At 70.5% G+C, this 16270-nt stretch carries 10 protein-coding genes; 5 read left to right on the forward strand and 5 right to left on the reverse strand.

The window, feature by feature from the left end; translation table 11 throughout:
- Positions 1-65: 65 nt before the first annotated feature.
- From AZE13_RS07550 to metH, 4 genes are all read right to left on the reverse strand, one after another.
- Positions 66-1664 (reverse strand): ABC transporter substrate-binding protein, encoded by a 1599-nt coding sequence (locus AZE13_RS07550; RefSeq protein WP_066928220.1) that lies wholly within the window; start codon positions 1662-1664, stop codon positions 66-68.
- A 90-nt stretch (positions 1665-1754) separates the two neighbouring features.
- Complete coding sequence (locus tag AZE13_RS07555) at positions 1755-3362, reverse strand: ABC transporter substrate-binding protein (protein ID WP_066928222.1); 1608 nt, start codon at positions 3360-3362, stop codon at positions 1755-1757.
- 332 nt (positions 3363-3694) lie between these two features.
- On the reverse strand, positions 3695-4438 hold the full coding sequence (locus tag AZE13_RS07560) for an HAD family hydrolase (protein ID WP_066928224.1): 744 nt from the start codon (positions 4436-4438) through the stop codon (positions 3695-3697).
- A gap of 251 nt (positions 4439-4689) precedes the next feature.
- Entirely contained in the window at positions 4690-8199 is a 3510-nt protein-coding gene (metH, locus tag AZE13_RS07565; protein WP_066928226.1) for a methionine synthase, read from the reverse strand.
- A gap of 262 nt (positions 8200-8461) precedes the next feature.
- Between metH and AZE13_RS07570 the strand changes: the two genes are divergently transcribed.
- The 5 genes from AZE13_RS07570 (at position 8462) to AZE13_RS07590 (ending at position 14756) form a co-directional block, all read left to right on the forward strand.
- Entirely contained in the window at positions 8462-9226 is a 765-nt protein-coding gene (locus AZE13_RS07570) for an IclR family transcriptional regulator (RefSeq protein ID WP_066928228.1), read from the forward strand.
- A gap of 227 nt (positions 9227-9453) precedes the next feature.
- Positions 9454-10242, forward strand: coding sequence for an MIP/aquaporin family protein (locus AZE13_RS07575; RefSeq protein ID WP_066928230.1), 789 nt, complete (start codon positions 9454-9456; stop codon positions 10240-10242).
- Positions 10243-10291: 49 nt separating this feature from the next.
- Positions 10292-11875: a glycerol kinase GlpK gene (gene glpK / locus AZE13_RS07580; RefSeq protein WP_066928232.1), complete on the forward strand. Its 1584-nt coding sequence runs from the start codon at positions 10292-10294 to the stop codon at positions 11873-11875.
- 13 nt (positions 11876-11888) lie between these two features.
- Positions 11889-13493 (forward strand): glycerol-3-phosphate dehydrogenase/oxidase, encoded by a 1605-nt coding sequence (locus AZE13_RS07585; protein ID WP_066928234.1) that lies wholly within the window; start codon positions 11889-11891, stop codon positions 13491-13493.
- A 255-nt stretch (positions 13494-13748) separates the two neighbouring features.
- Positions 13749-14756, forward strand: coding sequence for a PAC2 family protein (locus AZE13_RS07590; protein WP_066928236.1), 1008 nt, complete (start codon positions 13749-13751; stop codon positions 14754-14756).
- Between the two features lie 140 nt (positions 14757-14896).
- Here the strand turns inward: AZE13_RS07590 and mshC are convergent, their stop codons facing one another.
- Positions 14897-16126 carry a cysteine--1-D-myo-inosityl 2-amino-2-deoxy-alpha-D-glucopyranoside ligase gene (gene mshC / locus AZE13_RS07595; protein ID WP_066928238.1) on the reverse strand — a complete coding sequence of 410 codons (1230 nt, stop codon included), beginning with the start codon at positions 16124-16126 and terminating at the stop codon, positions 14897-14899.
- Positions 16127-16270 lie beyond the last annotated feature (144 nt).

Below are 16270 nucleotides of genomic sequence, written 5' to 3' on the forward strand. Positions count from 1 at the left end.
CCCGGGCCGGCCCCGCCGTGCTGCTGTGTGGTGTGTGGTGTGGTGCCGCTGGGCCGTGGGCCCGGTCAGGCCTCGGACGCCTTGCGGATCTCCCAGAAGCGGAAGACGGTCGAGGAGTCCAGGGTCCACTCCAGGCCGGAGATGCCGTTGCGGGCCACCGCGTACTGCTTGCCCTGCCAGATCGGTATGACCGGCACGTCCTGGGCGACGATGTTCTGCAGCTCGCGGAAGGCGGGCTTGGTGGCCCCGCGGTTGGGTTCGTCGGCCGTCTTGGGCAGCAGCTGCCCGGTGATGGAGGGCGAGTCGTAGTTGTTGAACAGCACGCTGTCCTTGCCGAAGAACGGCTGGGTGAAGTTGTCGGGGTCCGGGTAGTCGGGGATCCAGCCCCTGATGTAGGCGCCGAACCGCCCGTCCGTCACTCCCTTGTCGAACTCCTCGGTGGGCACCGAGCGCACCTTGGCGTCGAACAGGCCGCTGGCGTTGAGCTGTTGGGCGATCTCCTCGACAGCGGCGACGGTGCCGGGGCCGAAGCGGTCCGGGGTGGCCCACAGGGTGAGCGGCACCTTGCCGTTCAGGCCCTCCGCGCGCAGTGCGGCCTTGGCCTTGGCGGGCTGCGGACGGTCGCCGTAGGTGTCGAAGAAGGCGGTGTTGTGGCCGGTGATGCCGGCCGGGACCACCGAGTACAGCGGTTCGGCGGTGCGCTGGTAGACGTCCCGGACGAGGGTGGAGCGGTCCAGGAGGTAGGCGATCGCCTTGCGCACGCCGTCCTGCTTGACCGACGGGTCCTTGAGGTTGAAGACCAGGTACATGGCCTCCGCGCTGCTGCCGTCGACGACCTTGGGGCCGTGCTCGTCCTTGACGGAGGCCTTGTTGAGGCTGGCGATGTCCTTGGCTTCCAGACCGCGGTAGGCGAGGTCGATGTCGCCGCCCTCGACGGCCTTCTTGAGCTTGTCGCGGCTCTTGAAGAACTTCACGGTCATACCGGAGTTCCGGACCTTGGCGGGGCCCTTGTAGGAGGCGTTGACGCCGAAGACGGCCTTGTCGGGGCCGTACTCCTTGAGCGTGTAGACGCCGGAGCCGACGGCCTTGCCGTCGGTGCGCAGCCGGTCGGCGGGGTACTCGGCGTGGTCGACGATGGAGCCGGCGCCGGAGGCGATCTTCATGGGGAAGGTCGCGTCGGGCGCCTTGAGGCGGAAGACCACGGTCTTGGCGTCCGGCGTCTCGACCTTGTCGAGGGCGGAGAGCATGACGGCGGGGCCGTTGCGGTCCTTGATGCGCAGCGTGCGGTCGAAGGAGTACTTGACGTCCTTCGAGGTCAGCGGGTGACCGTTGCTGAAGGTCAGGCCGTCTTTGAGGGTGCAGCGGAAGACCTTGCTCTCGCTGTCGTCGAAGGTGCAGCTCTTGGCCGCCTCCGGCTCGGGGGTGGTGCCGCCCTTGGGGAAACTCAGCAGGGACTGGAAGACGTTGTTGAACAACAGCCAGGACCCGGGGTCGTAGCCGGCCGCGGGGTCGATGGCCTTGACCTTGTCGGTCATTCCCATGACGACGGGTTCGCCGTTGCCGGCCGCTCCTGCGTCGTTCGTGCCGCACCCGGCGACCGCGAGCAGGACTGTGGTCAGCCCCGCTCCGATCGGGGCGGCCAGCCACTGGTCACGCTTCCTCACTACGGTCCTCAATCTCTGGGTGGTGCCTGTCGGGCCGCGGTGGTCAAGCCACAGCGGGGGTTGTGCGGTGTGGTCGGTGATGGCGCGGGCTCAGTCGGCGACGCCGCGGCCCAGCTCCCAGATCTGCAGCCCCGAGGAGGAGTTGAGGGCCCACTGGGTGCCGGTGATGTCGTCGCGGGCGGCGACGTACTGCTTGCCCTGCCACAGCGGGAGCAGCGGTACGTCCTCGGCGATGATGTCCTGCGCCCGTTTGAAGTCGGCCGCGGCGGCGTTGCGGTCGCCCTGCTGCCGGCTGGCCGGGATCAGCTGCGACTCGATCGTGCTGTTGCGGTAGGGGGAGCCGAGGAAGTTCTGCTTGCCGATGAACGGTGCGAGGTAGTTGTCGGCGTCCGGGATGTCGGCGAACCAGCCCATGCTGTAGACGGTGTACTTGCCGTCCAGGGCGTCGGTGCGGAACTGCTGCCAGCTGCTGATGCCCTGGACGGCGACGTCGAACAGCCCGGTGCTGTTGAGCTGGCGCTGCAGTGCGCGGACCTCGTCGGCGGTGCTGGAACCGTAGTGGCTCGTGGTGTAGGTGAGGGTGAACTTCACCGGGGTGGTGATGTTCGCCTCCTGCAGCGTCTTGCGGGCGGCCGCGGCGCTGGGGTTGCCGTACTTGTTGAAGAACGCGTTGACGTGGCCGGTGAGGCCGGTGGGGACCATCGAGAAGAGCGGGTCGCGGGTGTAGGCGTAGACGTCCCGTACGAGCGCGGAGCGGTTGACGATCTGGGCCATGGCCTGCCGCACGGCCTTGTCGGCGACGGCCGGGGCCTTGGTGTTGAAGGCGAGGTAGCGGATCTCCTGGCCCGGCATCTCGTGGAACGTGAGGTGGCTGTCCCGGGCGTTCTGCAGGCTCTTGGCCTGGCTGGGCGACAGACCGCGGTTCATCAGGTGGATGCCGCCCTTGCGCAGCTCCTGCTCCGCGGTGGCGGAGTCGTCGAAGAAGCGCATCTCGACCTTGTCGTGCCGGGCCGTGAGTCCGCCCTGGTAGGCGGGGTTCTTGGTGAAGACGGCCTTGGTGATGTGGTTGCCGCTGTGCTCGGCCCGGACGGTGTACGGGCCGGAGCCGGTCACCTCGAAGCCGCTGCGGAGGCGGTCTTCGGGGTACGCCTCGGCGTCGACGATGGCCGCGGCGGGGGTGGTGAGTTTCTGCGGGAAGGTGGCGTCGGGCGTGCTGAGGTGGAAGACGACCTCGGTCTCGCTGGGTGTTTCGACCTTGTCGACGCCGTCGAGCAGTCCCACCGGGCCGTTGGTGTTGTTGATGGCCCGCATGCGCTCGATGGAGAACTTGACGTCCTCGGACGTGAGGGCATGGCCGTTCGAAAACTTCAGGCCGCTGCGCAGGGTGCACCGGTACTGCTCGTGGCGGTTGTCGCGGAATCCGCAGGACTCGGCCGCGTCGGGCTCCGGCGCGGTGCCGCTCCGGGGCAGCCGCATCAGCGTCTGGAGCGAGGCACGCAGCACGTTCCAGGCGTCGACGTCGTAGGCCTGCGCCGGGTCGAGCGGGGCGGGCGCCGCCTTGGTCGCCTCGATGTGGGCGGCCACCCCCACGACGATGGGATCGCCGCCTTCGCCCGCGCCGTCCGCGCTGCCGCAGGCAGCGAGTACGGGGGCGAGCAGACCGGCCAGCGCCGGCAGCACCAGGGTCTTGCGATTCATCGTGGACAGGTTCCTTATCAGCGGAGCGGTGTTGCTCGCGACGAGATTAGTAGGAACGGCCAGCCGGGCTGGGACACACCGGAGTTGAATCGATATGGGCGCTGGATATCAATGGTGGGATGACCGATATCCGGACGGCGGAACGATTCGCGCGTTGCTCCACCAACCCGGACACTTACCCCCGTAGAAACCCGTGAACAGCGACCCTGGATCACCTGTGAGGCCCGCTGTCGACGGCCCCGCGCGTGAGAAACGTCACGTATTCAGGAATCCATGACGGTGCAGAAATTCAGTCAGTGCATTCGTCACGGAAAATGAGCGTACCGCTGCCCTCAGTTCTCGGCGCTTTCCGCGGAACACGCTCGGTGCACACCGCCGCGGCTTTCCGTGATGAGTGTCCGCAGAAATGGCAGGTCGACTTCTTCCAGTGACGTCACGACCGTACGGCCCGGTCCGGGCGGAATCCGGGTCACCGACGGCACCGCGACGACCGGGCAGCCCGCCGCCTCCCCCGCCGTCACACCGGTGACGGTGTCCTCGATGACCGCACAGCGCCCCGGGGCCGTTCCCAGCCGCGCGGCGGCCGTCAGGTACGGGTCCGGGTGCGGCTTGGTGCGCGGCAGGTCGTCGCCCGCCAGGGTCAGCGCGAAGTGCTCCGGGCCGAGGGAGTGCAGCATCTGGTCGACGACGGTGCGGTGGGAGGCGGAGACCAGCGCGGTCGGCACCTCGTGGGCGGCCAGCTCGGCGAGCAGCCTGCGGGCGCCCGGCATCAGCGGGACGCCGCGCGCGATCCGGGCCAGGAAGGCGGCGTTGAGCAGCACACTGAGCTCGGTCAGGGTGATGTCGACGCCGGTGGCCTGAATCAGGTAGCCGGCGCTGCGGGTCATCGGGCCGCCGACCACCACCTCGCGGTGGGTGTCGTCCAGGATGTGGCCGAGCCCGGCGAACACCTCCGCCTCCGCCTCCCACCAGAACCCCTCGGTGTCGACGAGCGTGCCGTCGAGGTCGAGGAACACCGCCTGGAGGGTTCCGGCACCGGCCGGTCCGGTGCCGACCGCGGGGATGCTGCTGGTCATCCGTCCACCTCCGTCGTGTGCCGTCCCCGGAGGGACGAAAGGGCCGGCCGTCATCCCCGGCGGGGAGAGACGACCGGCCGCTACCGGACCGACAAGTGTACGACGGTGCGCGCCGGAACGCGTGGTGGCACAGGCCAGGACCGGCCGGACGGATGCCCGGGCGGGCCCGGCGCCGCGCTCACCCTCCGTAGCCGTACCGCACTGCCGTCGGCCGGGGGTCCGGGGGTTGCCCCCGGGAATCGCTGCCCGCGCTACCGCGCGTTGAAGTACTTGGCCTCCGGATGGTGGATGACGATGGCGTCGGTGGACTGCTCGGGGTGGAGCTGGAACTCCTCGGAGAGCTCGACGCCGATCCGTTCCGGCCGCAGCAGGTCGGCGATCTTGGCACGGTCCTCCAGGTCGGGGCAGGCGCCGTAGCCCAGCGAGAACCGCGCGCCGCGGTACTTGAGCGCGAACATGTCCTCGACGTCGTCGGGGTCCTCACCGCCGAAGCCCAGCTCGGACCGGACCCGGGCGTGCCAGTACTCGGCCAGCGCCTCGGCCAGCTGGACGGACAGGCCGTGCAGTTCGAGGTAGTCGCGGTAGGAGTTGGCCGCGAACAGCTCGGCGGTGGCGGCGCCGATCTTCGAGCCGACGGTGACGACCTGGAGGCCCACTACGTCGGTCTCGCCGGACTCCTCCGGGCGGAAGAAGTCCGCCAGGCACAGCCGCCGGCCGCGGCGCTGGCGCGGGAAGGTGAAGCGGGTGCGCTCGGTGCCGTCCTCGTGCAGCAGGATGAGGTCCTCGCCCTTGGACACGCACGGGAAGTAGCCGTGCACGACGGCGGCTTCCAGCAGGTTCTCGGTCTGCAGCTTGTCCAGCCAGCCGCGCAGCCGGGGGCGGCCCTCGGTCTCCACCAGTTCCCGGTACGTCGGGCCGTCGCCGGTGCGCGCCTCCTTCAGGCCCCACTGGCCCTTGAACAGCGCGCCCTCGTCCAGCCAGGAGGCGTAGTCGGCGAGCTGGATGCCCTTGACCACCCGGGTGCCCCAGAACGGCGGGGCGGGGACCGGGTTGTCGGTGGCCACGTCGGAGCGGACCGCGCCCTCGGGCTCGGTCACGTCCAGGACGGCGGTGTCCCGCTTCGGCACCCGGCGCTGCTTGAGTTCGGGCAGGGCCGCGCCGGGCACTCCGCGCTTGACCGCGATCAGGGCGTCCATCAGGCGCAGGCCCTCGAACGCGTCGCGGGCGTAGCGGACTTCGCCCTCGTAGATCTCGTGCAGGTCCTGCTCGACGTAGGCGCGGGTGAGGGCGGCGCCGCCGAGGATGACGGGGAAGTCGGCGGCCATCTTGCGCTGGTTGAGCTCTTCCAGGTTCTCCTTCATGATCACCGTGGACTTGACCAGCAGCCCGGACATCCCGATGACGTCGGCGCGGTGTTCCTCGGCGGCTTCCAGGATCGCCGAGACCGGCTGCTTGATGCCGAGGTTGACGACGTTGTAGCCGTTGTTGGACAGGATGATGTCGACGAGGTTCTTGCCGATGTCGTGGACGTCGCCGCGGACGGTGGCCAGCACGATGGTGCCCTTGCCCTCGTCGCCGGACTTCTCCATGTGCGGCTCCAGGTAGGCCACCGCGGACTTCATCACCTCGGCGGACTGCAGGACGAACGGCAGCTGCATCTGCCCGGAGCCGAACAGGTCACCGACCACCTTCATGCCCGCCAGGAGGGTCTCGTTGACGATCTCCAGGGCGGGCCGCTCGGTGAGGGCCTCGTCGAGGTCGGCCTCCAGGCCGTTCTTCTCGCCGTCGATGATGCGCCGCTGCAGCCGCTCGTCCAGGGGCAGGGCGAGCAGCTCCTCGGCCTTGCCGGCCTTGAGGGACTTGGCGGTGGCGCCCTCGAAGAGCTCCATCAGCTTCTGCAGCGGGTCGTAACCCTCGCTGCGCCGGTCGTAGATCAGGTCGAGGGCGGCGGTGACCTGCTCCTCCTCCAGCCGGGCGATCGGCAGGATCTTGGAGGCGTGCACGATCGCCGAGTCCAGGCCGGCCTTGACACACTCGTCCAGGAAGACGGAGTTCAGCACGATCCGGGCGGCCGGGTTGAGGCCGAAGGAGATGTTCGACAGGCCCAGGGTGGTCTGGACGTCCGGGTGACGCCGCTTCAGTTCCCGGATGGCCTCGATGGTGTGGATGCCGTCCTTGCGGGACTCCTCCTGGCCGGTGCAGATGGTGAACGTCAGGCAGTCGACGAGGATGTCGGACTCGCGGATGCCCCAGTTGCCGGTCAGGTCGGCGATCAGCCGTTCGGCCACGGCGACCTTGTGCTCGACGGTGCGGGCCTGGCCCTCCTCGTCGATGGTCAGCGCGATCAGCGCCGCGCCGTGCTCCGCGGCCAGCGCGGTGACCTTCGCGAACCGCGACTCGGGGCCGTCGCCGTCCTCGTAGTTGACGGAGTTCAGGACGGCCCGGCCGCCGAGCTTCTCCAGGCCCGCCCGGAGGACGTCCAGTTCGGTGGAGTCCAGCACGAGGGGCAGGGTGGAGGCGGTGGCGAAGCGGCCGGCCAGCTCCTGCATGTCGGCGACGCCGTCCCGGCCGACGTAGTCGACGCACAGGTCGAGCATGTGGGCGCCCTCGCGGATCTGGTCGCGGGCCATCTCCACACAGTCGTCCCAGCGGCCGTCCAGCATCGCCTCGCGGAACTTCTTCGACCCGTTGGCGTTGGTCCGCTCGCCGATGGCCAGGTAGGAGGTGTCCTGACGGAACGGCACGGTCTGGTAGAGGGAGGACGCGCCCGGCTCGGGGCGGGCCTCGCGGGCCGGCGGAGCGATGCCGCGGACCCGCTCGACGACCTGCCGCAGGTGCTCGGGGGTGGTGCCGCAGCAGCCGCCGACGAGGGAGAGGCCGTACTCGCCGACGAAGGTCTCCTGGGCGTCGGCCAGCTCGCCGGGCGTCAGGGGGTAGTGCGCGCCGTCCTTGCCCAGCACCGGCAGGCCGGCGTTGGGCATGCAGGAGAGCGGGATCCGGGAGTTGCGGGAGAGGTGGCGCAGGTGTTCGCTCATCTCGGCCGGGCCGGTGGCGCAGTTCAGGCCGATCATGTCGATGCCCAGCGGCTCCAGGGCGGTCAGCGCCGCGCCGATCTCGGAGCCGAGCAGCATGGTGCCGGTGGTCTCGACGGTGACCGAGCAGATCACCGGGAGGTCGGTACCGGTGGCCTGCAGCGCGCGGCGGGCGCCCAGGATGGCGGCCTTGGTCTGCAGCAGGTCCTGGGTGGTCTCCACCAGCAGCGCGTCGGCGCCGCCGGCGATCATGCCCTCGGCGTTCTGCTGGTAGGCGTCGCGCAGCGTGACGTAGGAGACGTGGCCGAGGGTGGGCAGCTTGGTGCCGGGGCCCATGGAGCCCAGGACGTAGCGCTGCTGTCCGGTCTTCTCGGTGAAGTCGTCGGCGGCCTCGCGGGCGATCCGGGCGCCGGCCTCGGACAGCTCGTGGACCCGGCCGGGGATGTCGTACTCGGCCAGGGCGGCGAAGTTCGCGCCGAAGGTGTTGGTCTCCACGCAGTCGACGCCGACCGCGAAGTACTCCTCGTGCACCGAGCGGACGATGTCCGGCCGGGTGACGTTGAGGATCTCGTTGCAGCCCTCCAGCTGCTGGAAGTCCTCCATGGTCGGGTCCTGGGCCTGCAGCATGGTGCCCATCGCGCCGTCGGCGACCACCACCCGGGAGGCGAGGGCCTCGCGGAAGGATGCGACGCGGGATGTGCTGATGGGCGATGGCGTGTTCGAGGCCATGGAGGTGCTCCCTGGTTGCGACGGCTGTCGGCTTCACGCCCTCCGGGAGAGGGCGCACCTGGCCAGCGTAGCGGGCCGGTCCGGTACACATGTTCCCCGTTTCACGCCCTGGACAGCACAGCACCACTCCCCTGTCCTGCACGATCCGTGATCATTGGCAGACTGCGGTGCGGTCGTCGAGAACGTCCGGAACGCTGACGGGAGTCGGCATCGGCCGATATCGTTTGGCATTGTCGAACCGCATTACTTCGGAGGTTGCCCGATGGCACGGACCATCCAGTCGCTGGAGCGCGCCGCCGCGATGCTGCGGCTGCTCGCCGGCGGGGAGCGGCAGCTGGGGCTGTCCGACATCTCCTCCGCCCTGGGGCTGGCCAAGGGCACCGCGCACGGGATCCTGCGCACCCTGCAGCAGGAGGGCTTCGTCGAGCAGGACGACCTCTCGGGCCGCTACCAGCTCGGCGCGGAGCTGCTGCGGCTGGGCAACAGCTACCTGGACGTCAACGACCTGCGCGCCCGCGCCCTGGTGTGGACCGACGACCTGGCCCGGGCCAGCGGCGAGGCGGTCTACCTGGGTGTGCTGCACCAGCGGGGCGTGCTGGTCGTGCACCACGTCTTCCGGCCGGACGACAGCCGGCAGGTGCTGGAGGTGGGCGCCATGCAGCCGCTGCACAGCACGGCGCTGGGCAAGGTGCTCTGCGCGTACGACCCGGTGGCGCACAGCGAGGCGGCCGAGTCCGAGCGGCCGGCGTTCACCCCGCGCACGGTGACCGGCCCGGAGGACTTCGAGGGGCTGCTGGACCTGGCCCGGGCGCGCGGCTGGGCCTCGGACGTGGAGGAGACCTGGGACGGCGTGGCGTCGGTGGCCGCGCCGATCCACGACCGGCGGCGGATGCCGGTGGGCGCGGTGGGCGTCACCGGGGCGGTCGAGCGGGTCTGCAAGGAGGGCGAGCTGCGGCCGGAAATCGTCGCTGCTGTGAGGGATTGCGCACGTGCGGTCTCCCGTGATCTCGGCGCGGGGCGATTTTGACCGGTTTTGCCCCATAAGTTGGCCTAATTTTTTCGCCGATGAAGCCTTGACGAGGTTCATATGGTGAACAAAACTGCCGTTCGTCGGTCGGCATTGCCGAACACCTAACGACAATATTCGCTATGGTGAGCACTGCCGCGGGCCGACCACCGCCCTCTCGGAGGGCGCGGACCACCGGAGGGACCCGGGGTCCGCCTTCCCCTGGACGAAGGACAAAGGAGTCACGGGTGTCCAGCTCCGAAATCTTCATCAGCGAGACCGTCGGTACCGCTGTTCTGCTTCTGATGGGCGGCGGCGTGTGCGCCGCCGTCACGTTCAAGCGCTCCAAGGCGTTCAACGCCGGATGGGTCGCCATCGCCTTCGGGTGGGGCTTCGCCGTCCTGACGGGTGCGTACATCGCCGCGAAGTCCGGCGCACACCTCAACCCCGCGGTCACCCTCGGCCTGGCCGTCAAGGGCGGCACCGAGTGGAGCCAGGTACCGGTCTACCTCGCCGGTGAGCTGCTCGGCGCCATGATCGGCGCCGTTCTCGTGTGGATCGCCTACTACGGGCAGTTCCGGGCCCACCTGACCGACCCCGAGGTGCTCGCGAACCACACCTCCGAAGAGGGCCTGGTCGACCCGAAAGCCGCTCCCAAGGCCGGCCCGGTGCTCGGTATCTTCTCCACCGGTCCGGAGATCCGGCACACGGTGCAGAACCTGGCCACCGAGATCATCGCCACCACCGTGCTCGTGCTCGCGATCCTCAACCTGGGCCTGACCGACAACGGAAAGGGCGTCAGCTGGGGCGGGACCCTGATCGTCGCACTGGTGGTCGTCGGCATCGGCCTGTCCCTGGGCGGCCCGACCGGCTACGCCATCAACCCGGTCCGCGACCTCGGTCCGCGTATCGTGCACGCGGTGCTGCCGCTGCCGAACAAGGGCGGTTCGGACTGGGGCTACGCCTGGATCCCGGTCGTCGGCCCGCTGATCGGCGGGGCCCTCGCCGGGGGCCTCCACCTGGTGGCGTTCGCCTGAGCCGCCCGACCGCCCGCAGCCGCCCGACAGACTTCTTGGAGCACACATCATGAGCGACACCCACACCACCCCCTCCCACGGGCACAGCACGCCTTCCCACGGGCATGGCCCGTTCATTGCGGCCATCGACCAGGGGACGACTTCCAGCCGCTGCATCATCTTCGACAAGGACGGCCGGATCGTCGCGGTCGACCAGAAGGAACACGAGCAGATCTTCCCCCGGCCCGGCTGGGTGGAGCACGACGCGACCGAGATCTGGACCAACGTCCAGCAGGTCGTCGCCGGCGCCGTCGGCAAGGCCGGCATCGGCTCGGCCTGCGACGTCCACGCCATCGGCATCACCAACCAGCGTGAGACCACCGTCCTGTGGGACCGGCACACCGGCGAGCCCGTCCACAACGCCATCGTCTGGCAGGACACCCGCACCGACGCGCTCTGCCGGGAACTCGGCCGCAACGTCGGCCAGGACCGCTTCCGCCGCGAGACCGGCCTGCCGCTGGCCTCGTACTTCGCCGGCCCGAAGATCCGCTGGCTGCTCGACAACGTCGAAGGCCTGCGCGAGCGCGCCGAACGCGGCGACATCCTCTTCGGCACCATGGACTCCTGGGTCATCTGGAACCTCACCGGCGGCACCGTCGGCGGCCACCACGTCACCGACGTCACCAACGCCTCCCGCACCCTCCTGATGAACCTGCACACCCTGCAGTGGGACGAGCGGATCCTCGACTCGATGGGCATCCCGGCGGCCATGCTCCCGGCGATCAGGTCCTCCGCCGAGGTCTACGGCAACACCGCCGAGGGCGCCCTCCCCGGCGACGTCCTCGCCGGCGTCCCCGTCGCCTCCGCGCTCGGCGACCAGCAGGCCGCCCTCTTCGGCCAGACCTGCTTCGACCAGGGCGAGGCCAAGTCCACGTACGGCACCGGCACCTTCATGCTGATGAACACCGGCCACGAGCCGGTCAACTCGTACAACGGACTGCTGACCACCGTCGGCTACCGCATCGGCGACCAGCGGCCGGTCTACGCGCTGGAAGGCTCCATCGCCGTCACCGGCTCGCTCGTCCAGTGGATGCGCGACCAGATGGGCCTCATCAACAGCGCCGCCGAGATCGAGACCCTGGCCAGCACCGTCGAGGACAACGGCGGCGCCTACTTCGTCCCGGCCTTCTCCGGCCTGTTCGCCCCCTACTGGCGTTCGGACGCCCGCGGCGTCATCGCGGGCCTGACCCGCTACGTCACCAAGGCGCACATCGCACGCGCCGTCCTCGAGGCCACCGCCTGGCAGACCCGTGAGATCACCGACGCCATGACCAAGGACTCCGGCGTCGACCTCACCGCGCTCAAGGTCGACGGCGGCATGACCTCCAACAACCTGCTGATGCAGACCATCTCGGACTTCCTGGACGCCCCCGTGGTGCGCCCCATGGTCGCCGAGACCACCTGCCTCGGCGCTGCCTACGCGGCCGGACTGGCCGTCGGCTTCTGGTCCAGCACCGACGAGCTGCGCGCCAACTGGCGCCGGGCCGCCGAATGGACCCCCCGGATGGACGCGGCCACCCGTGACCGCGAATACAAGAACTGGCTCAAGGCCGTCGAGCGGTCCATGGGCTGGATCGACGACGACGAGAGCTGACGAGGAGCACATCATGAGCACCCTGCAGAGCGTCCCGGCACTCGGGACGCACCCGGCCAACGGTTCGACCGCGAGCCGCGCCGAGACTCGGGAGCAGCTTTCCAAGGCGACCTACGACCTCCTGGTGATCGGCGGCGGCATCCTGGGCATCTCCACTGCCTGGCACGCCGCACAGGCCGGGCTGCGGGTGGCCCTGGTGGACGCCGGCGACTTCGCCGGCGCCACCTCCTCCGCCTCCTCCAAGCTGCTGCACGGCGGTCTGCGCTACCTGCAGACCGGCGCGGTCAAGCTGGTCGCGGAGAACCACTTCGAGCGGCGCGCGGTCTCCCGCGAGGTCGCACCGCACCTCTCCAACCCCCTGACCTTCTACCTGCCGGTCTACAAGGGCGGCCCGCACGGCGCGGCCAAGCTCGGCGCGGGCGTCTTCGCCTACTCCGCGCTCTCCGCGTTCGGTGACGGCGTCGGCCACGTGATATCCGCGGCCAAGGCCCAGCGCGACGTCCCCGAGCTGCGGACGGAGAACCTCAAGGCCGTGGCCGTCTACGGCGACGACCAGATGAACGACTCCCGGATGGCCCTGATGACGGTCCGCGCGGCCGCCGCCGCCGGCGCCACCGTCCTCAACCACTCCGAGGTCACCGGCCTGCGCTTCACCCAGGGCCGGGTCACCGGCGCCGAGCTCAAGGACCGCCTGGACGGCACCGAGTACGGCGTCAGCGCCCGCCTGGTCCTCAACGCCACCGGCCCCTGGGTCGACCACCTCCGCAAGATGGAGGACCCGAACGCGGCCCCGTCGATCCGGCTGTCGAAGGGTGCGCACCTGGTCCTCAAGCGCACCGCCCCGTGGAAGGCCGCGCTGGCGACCCCCATCGACAAGTACCGCATCACCTTCGCCCTCCCCTGGGAGGACATGCTGCTCCTCGGCACCACCGACGAGGAGTACGAGGGCGACCCGGCGGACGTCGCGGTCAACGAGAAGGACACCGCCCAGATCCTGGACGAGGCCGCCTTCTCCATCCGCGACCAGCAGCTGAGCCGCGACCTGATCACCTACTCCTTCGCGGGCCTGCGCGTCCTGCCCGGCGGCCCCGGCGACACCTCCAAGGCCAAGCGCGAGACGGTCGTCACCGAGGGCTCCGGCGGCATGCTGTCGGTGGCCGGCGGCAAGTGGACGACCTTCCGCCACATCGGCCGTACGATCATGAACAAGCTCGCGGCGCTGCCCGGCGGCCCGCTGGCCGACGACATGGAGCCGATCGCCCACCTGCCGAAGAAGCTGCCGCTGCCCGGCATCGCCAACCCGAACGCGGTCGCGCACCGGCTGCTCGTCGACGGCGGCACCCCCGGCCCGCGGATGGCTCCGGACACCGCCCGTCACCTCGCCACCCACTACGGCTCGCTGTCCTTCGACATCGCCCGCCTGGCCAACGAGGACCCGGCCCTGGCCGAGCGCATCCACCCGGACGCCCCCGAGATCTGGGCCCAGGTCGTCTACGCCCGGGACAACGAGTGGGCCGAGACCGTCGACGACGTCCTGCGCCGCCGCACCACCCTCACCATCCGCGGCCTCGACACGGAAGACGTCCGTACCAAGGTCAAGGACCTGCTGACGGACTGACGCCGGCGGACCGGTGAACGGCGGGGCGGTCCCGGAAAGGGGCCGCCCCGCCGTGCGCCGGACACCGCGGCGCGGCCGGACGCCCCCGGGACACATCGGACGAACAGCACGGGAACGGGCCGGAGGTATCGGTACTCGTTCGTGCACAGGGGCTGCGGACCGCCACCACACACGCCGTAGGCTGGGTGGCGCACGCAACGGAACTGCTGCCGGCGGCCGCCCCAGGCGGCCGAACCGGTCGGAAGGAGGCGCTGGGTGATCGAGCTCGAGGGGGTACCCGAGCTGATCGACCCGGTCATGGTGGCCGCGTTCGAAGGCTGGAACGACGCCGGCGACGCCGCCTCCGCCGCGGTCGCACACCTGGACCGGGAATGGAAGGGCGAGGTCTTCGCCTCACTGGACGCCGAGGACTACTACGACTTCCAGGTGAACCGTCCCACCGTCTCCCTGGACGGCGGCGTGCGGAAGATCACCTGGCCGACGACCCGCCTGTCCGTCGTCCGCGTCCGCGGCGGGGACGGGGACGGCTCCTCGGGGGGCAAGGGGCGGACCCGCGACCTGGTCCTGGTCCGCGGGATCGAACCCAGCATGCGCTGGCGCTCGTTCTGCAACGAAATCCTCGGCTACGCCCATGAGTTGGGCGTGGAGATGCTGGTGGTGCTGGGCGCACTGCTGGGCGACACCCCGCACACCCGCCCGGTCCCGGTCAGCGGCATCACCTCCGACGCGGACCTGGCCCGGCGGCTGGACCTGGAGGAGTCCCGCTACGAAGGCCCGACGGGCATCGTCGGCGTCCTCCAGGAGGCGTGCACCCAGGCGGGCGTGCCCGCGGTGAGCCTGTGGGCCGCGGTGCCGCACTACGTGTCCCAGCCGCCCAACCCGAAGGCCGGCCTCGCCCTGCTGAACCGCCTGGAGGACCTGCTCGGCATCAGCATCCCGCTCGGTGAGCTGAGCGAGGACGCGCGGGCCTGGCAGCTGGGCGTGGACCAGCTGGCGGCCGAGGACAGCGAGGTCGCCGAGTACGTCCAGTCGCTGGAGGAGGCGCGGGACACCGCGGACCTGCCGGAGGCGTCCGGCGAGGCCATCGCCCGCGAGTTCGAGCGCTACCTGCGCCGCCGCGACCCGCACACCCCGGAAGGCGGCCGGACCGCCGACGGGCGGGACGGTTCGTTCCTCCGCGACACCTCCAGCGGGCGCACCCGGCCGCCGCGGCCGGCCCCACAGGACCCGCCCCACGAGGAGTCGCCGGAGGGCGACGAGTAGCCGCGCGCGCAATCCCCGTACTGCATCCTCGTACTGCGCAAAGCCGGTGGGGGTGTACGCGAGGGACCACGCTCACGCGTGGCGCACCTGCGGACACCCCCACCGGGGTCCGACGGGCCGTACCCGACGAACGGGAAGGCTCAGAGGGCCACACCCAGCAGCGCGTCGACGGCCCGCGACACCAGGCCCGGCGCGCCCTCGTCCGTCCCCCCGCCGTTCTCCTGGGCGGCGGCCCAGGCATCCACCGCGGCCAGCGCCGCCGGGGAGTCCAGGTCGTCGGCGAGGGCCTCGCGGAGCTGCTCCAGGAGCACTTCGGCTGACGGGCCGTCGGGGCGGGAGACCGCGGCGCGCCAGCGCGCGAGCCGCCGCTCGGCCTCGTCCAGCACCGCGTCGGTCCACTCCCAGTCGGAGCGGTAGTGGTGCGAGAGCAGCGCCAGCCGGATCGCGGCCGGGTCGGTGCCGGCCCGCCGGACCGCGGAGACGAAGACGAGGTTGCCCTTCGACTTGGACATCTTCTCGCCGTTCAGGGCCACCATCCCGGCGTGGACGTACGCCTTGGCGAACGGGTGCGCGCCGGTGAGGGCCTGGGCGTGCGAGGCGCCCATCTCGTGGTGCGGGAAGGCGAGGTCGGAGCCGCCGCCCTGGACGTCGAAGCCCATGCCGAGGTGGTCGAGGGCGATGGCGACGCACTCGATGTGCCAGCCGGGCCGGCCGCGGCCCAACGAGCCGCCGTCCCAGCTCGGTTCGCCGTCGCGGGCGGCCTGCCACAGCATCGGGTCGAGGGGGTTCTTCTTGCCTTCGCGCTCCGGGTCGCCGCCGCGTTCGGCGGACAGCAGCCGCATCGCCTCCGCGTCCAGGCCGGAGACCTCGCCGAAGTGCGGGTCGGAGGCGACGGAGAAGTAGATGTCGCCGTCGAGTTCGTAGGCGGCGCCGGCGTCACGGAGCCGTTCCACCAGCGGGACGATGCCGGGTATCGCCTCGACCGCGCCGATGTAGTGGCGGGGCGGCAGCATCCGCAGGGCCGTCATGTCCTCGCGGAACAGGGCGGTCTCGCGTTCGGCGAGCGCGGTCCAGTCCTCGCCGGTCGCCAGGGCCCGCGCCAGCAGCGGGTCGTCCACGTCGGTGACGTTCTGCACGTAGTGCACTTGTCGCTTCGTGTCGAGCCACACGCGCTGCACCAGGTCGAACGCGTTGTAGGTCGCCGCGTGTCCGATGTGGGTGGCGTCGTAGGGCGTGATGCCGCAGACGTAGAGACGGGCGACGGGACCGGGGGCGAGGGTCACCCGGCCACCGGTCGCGGTGTCGTGGATCCTCAGGTCGCGGCCCTGGCCGGGCAGGGCGGGGACCTCGGAAGCGGGCCATGCATGCATGCCTTGAGCGTAACCGGATGGATGTTCCGTATACGAACCGGGCTACGGGGCTTGGCCGGAAAGGCGGTCTCGCGGGTGACGGGCCGGCGTGCGGGGGCGTGACGGGCCGGTGGTGCGGGGCGCGGGCAGGCCGGTGTGCGCGGG

The organism is Streptomyces sp. NBRC 110611 (assembly GCF_001590865.1).
Lineage (GTDB): Bacteria > Actinomycetota > Actinomycetes > Streptomycetales > Streptomycetaceae > Streptomyces.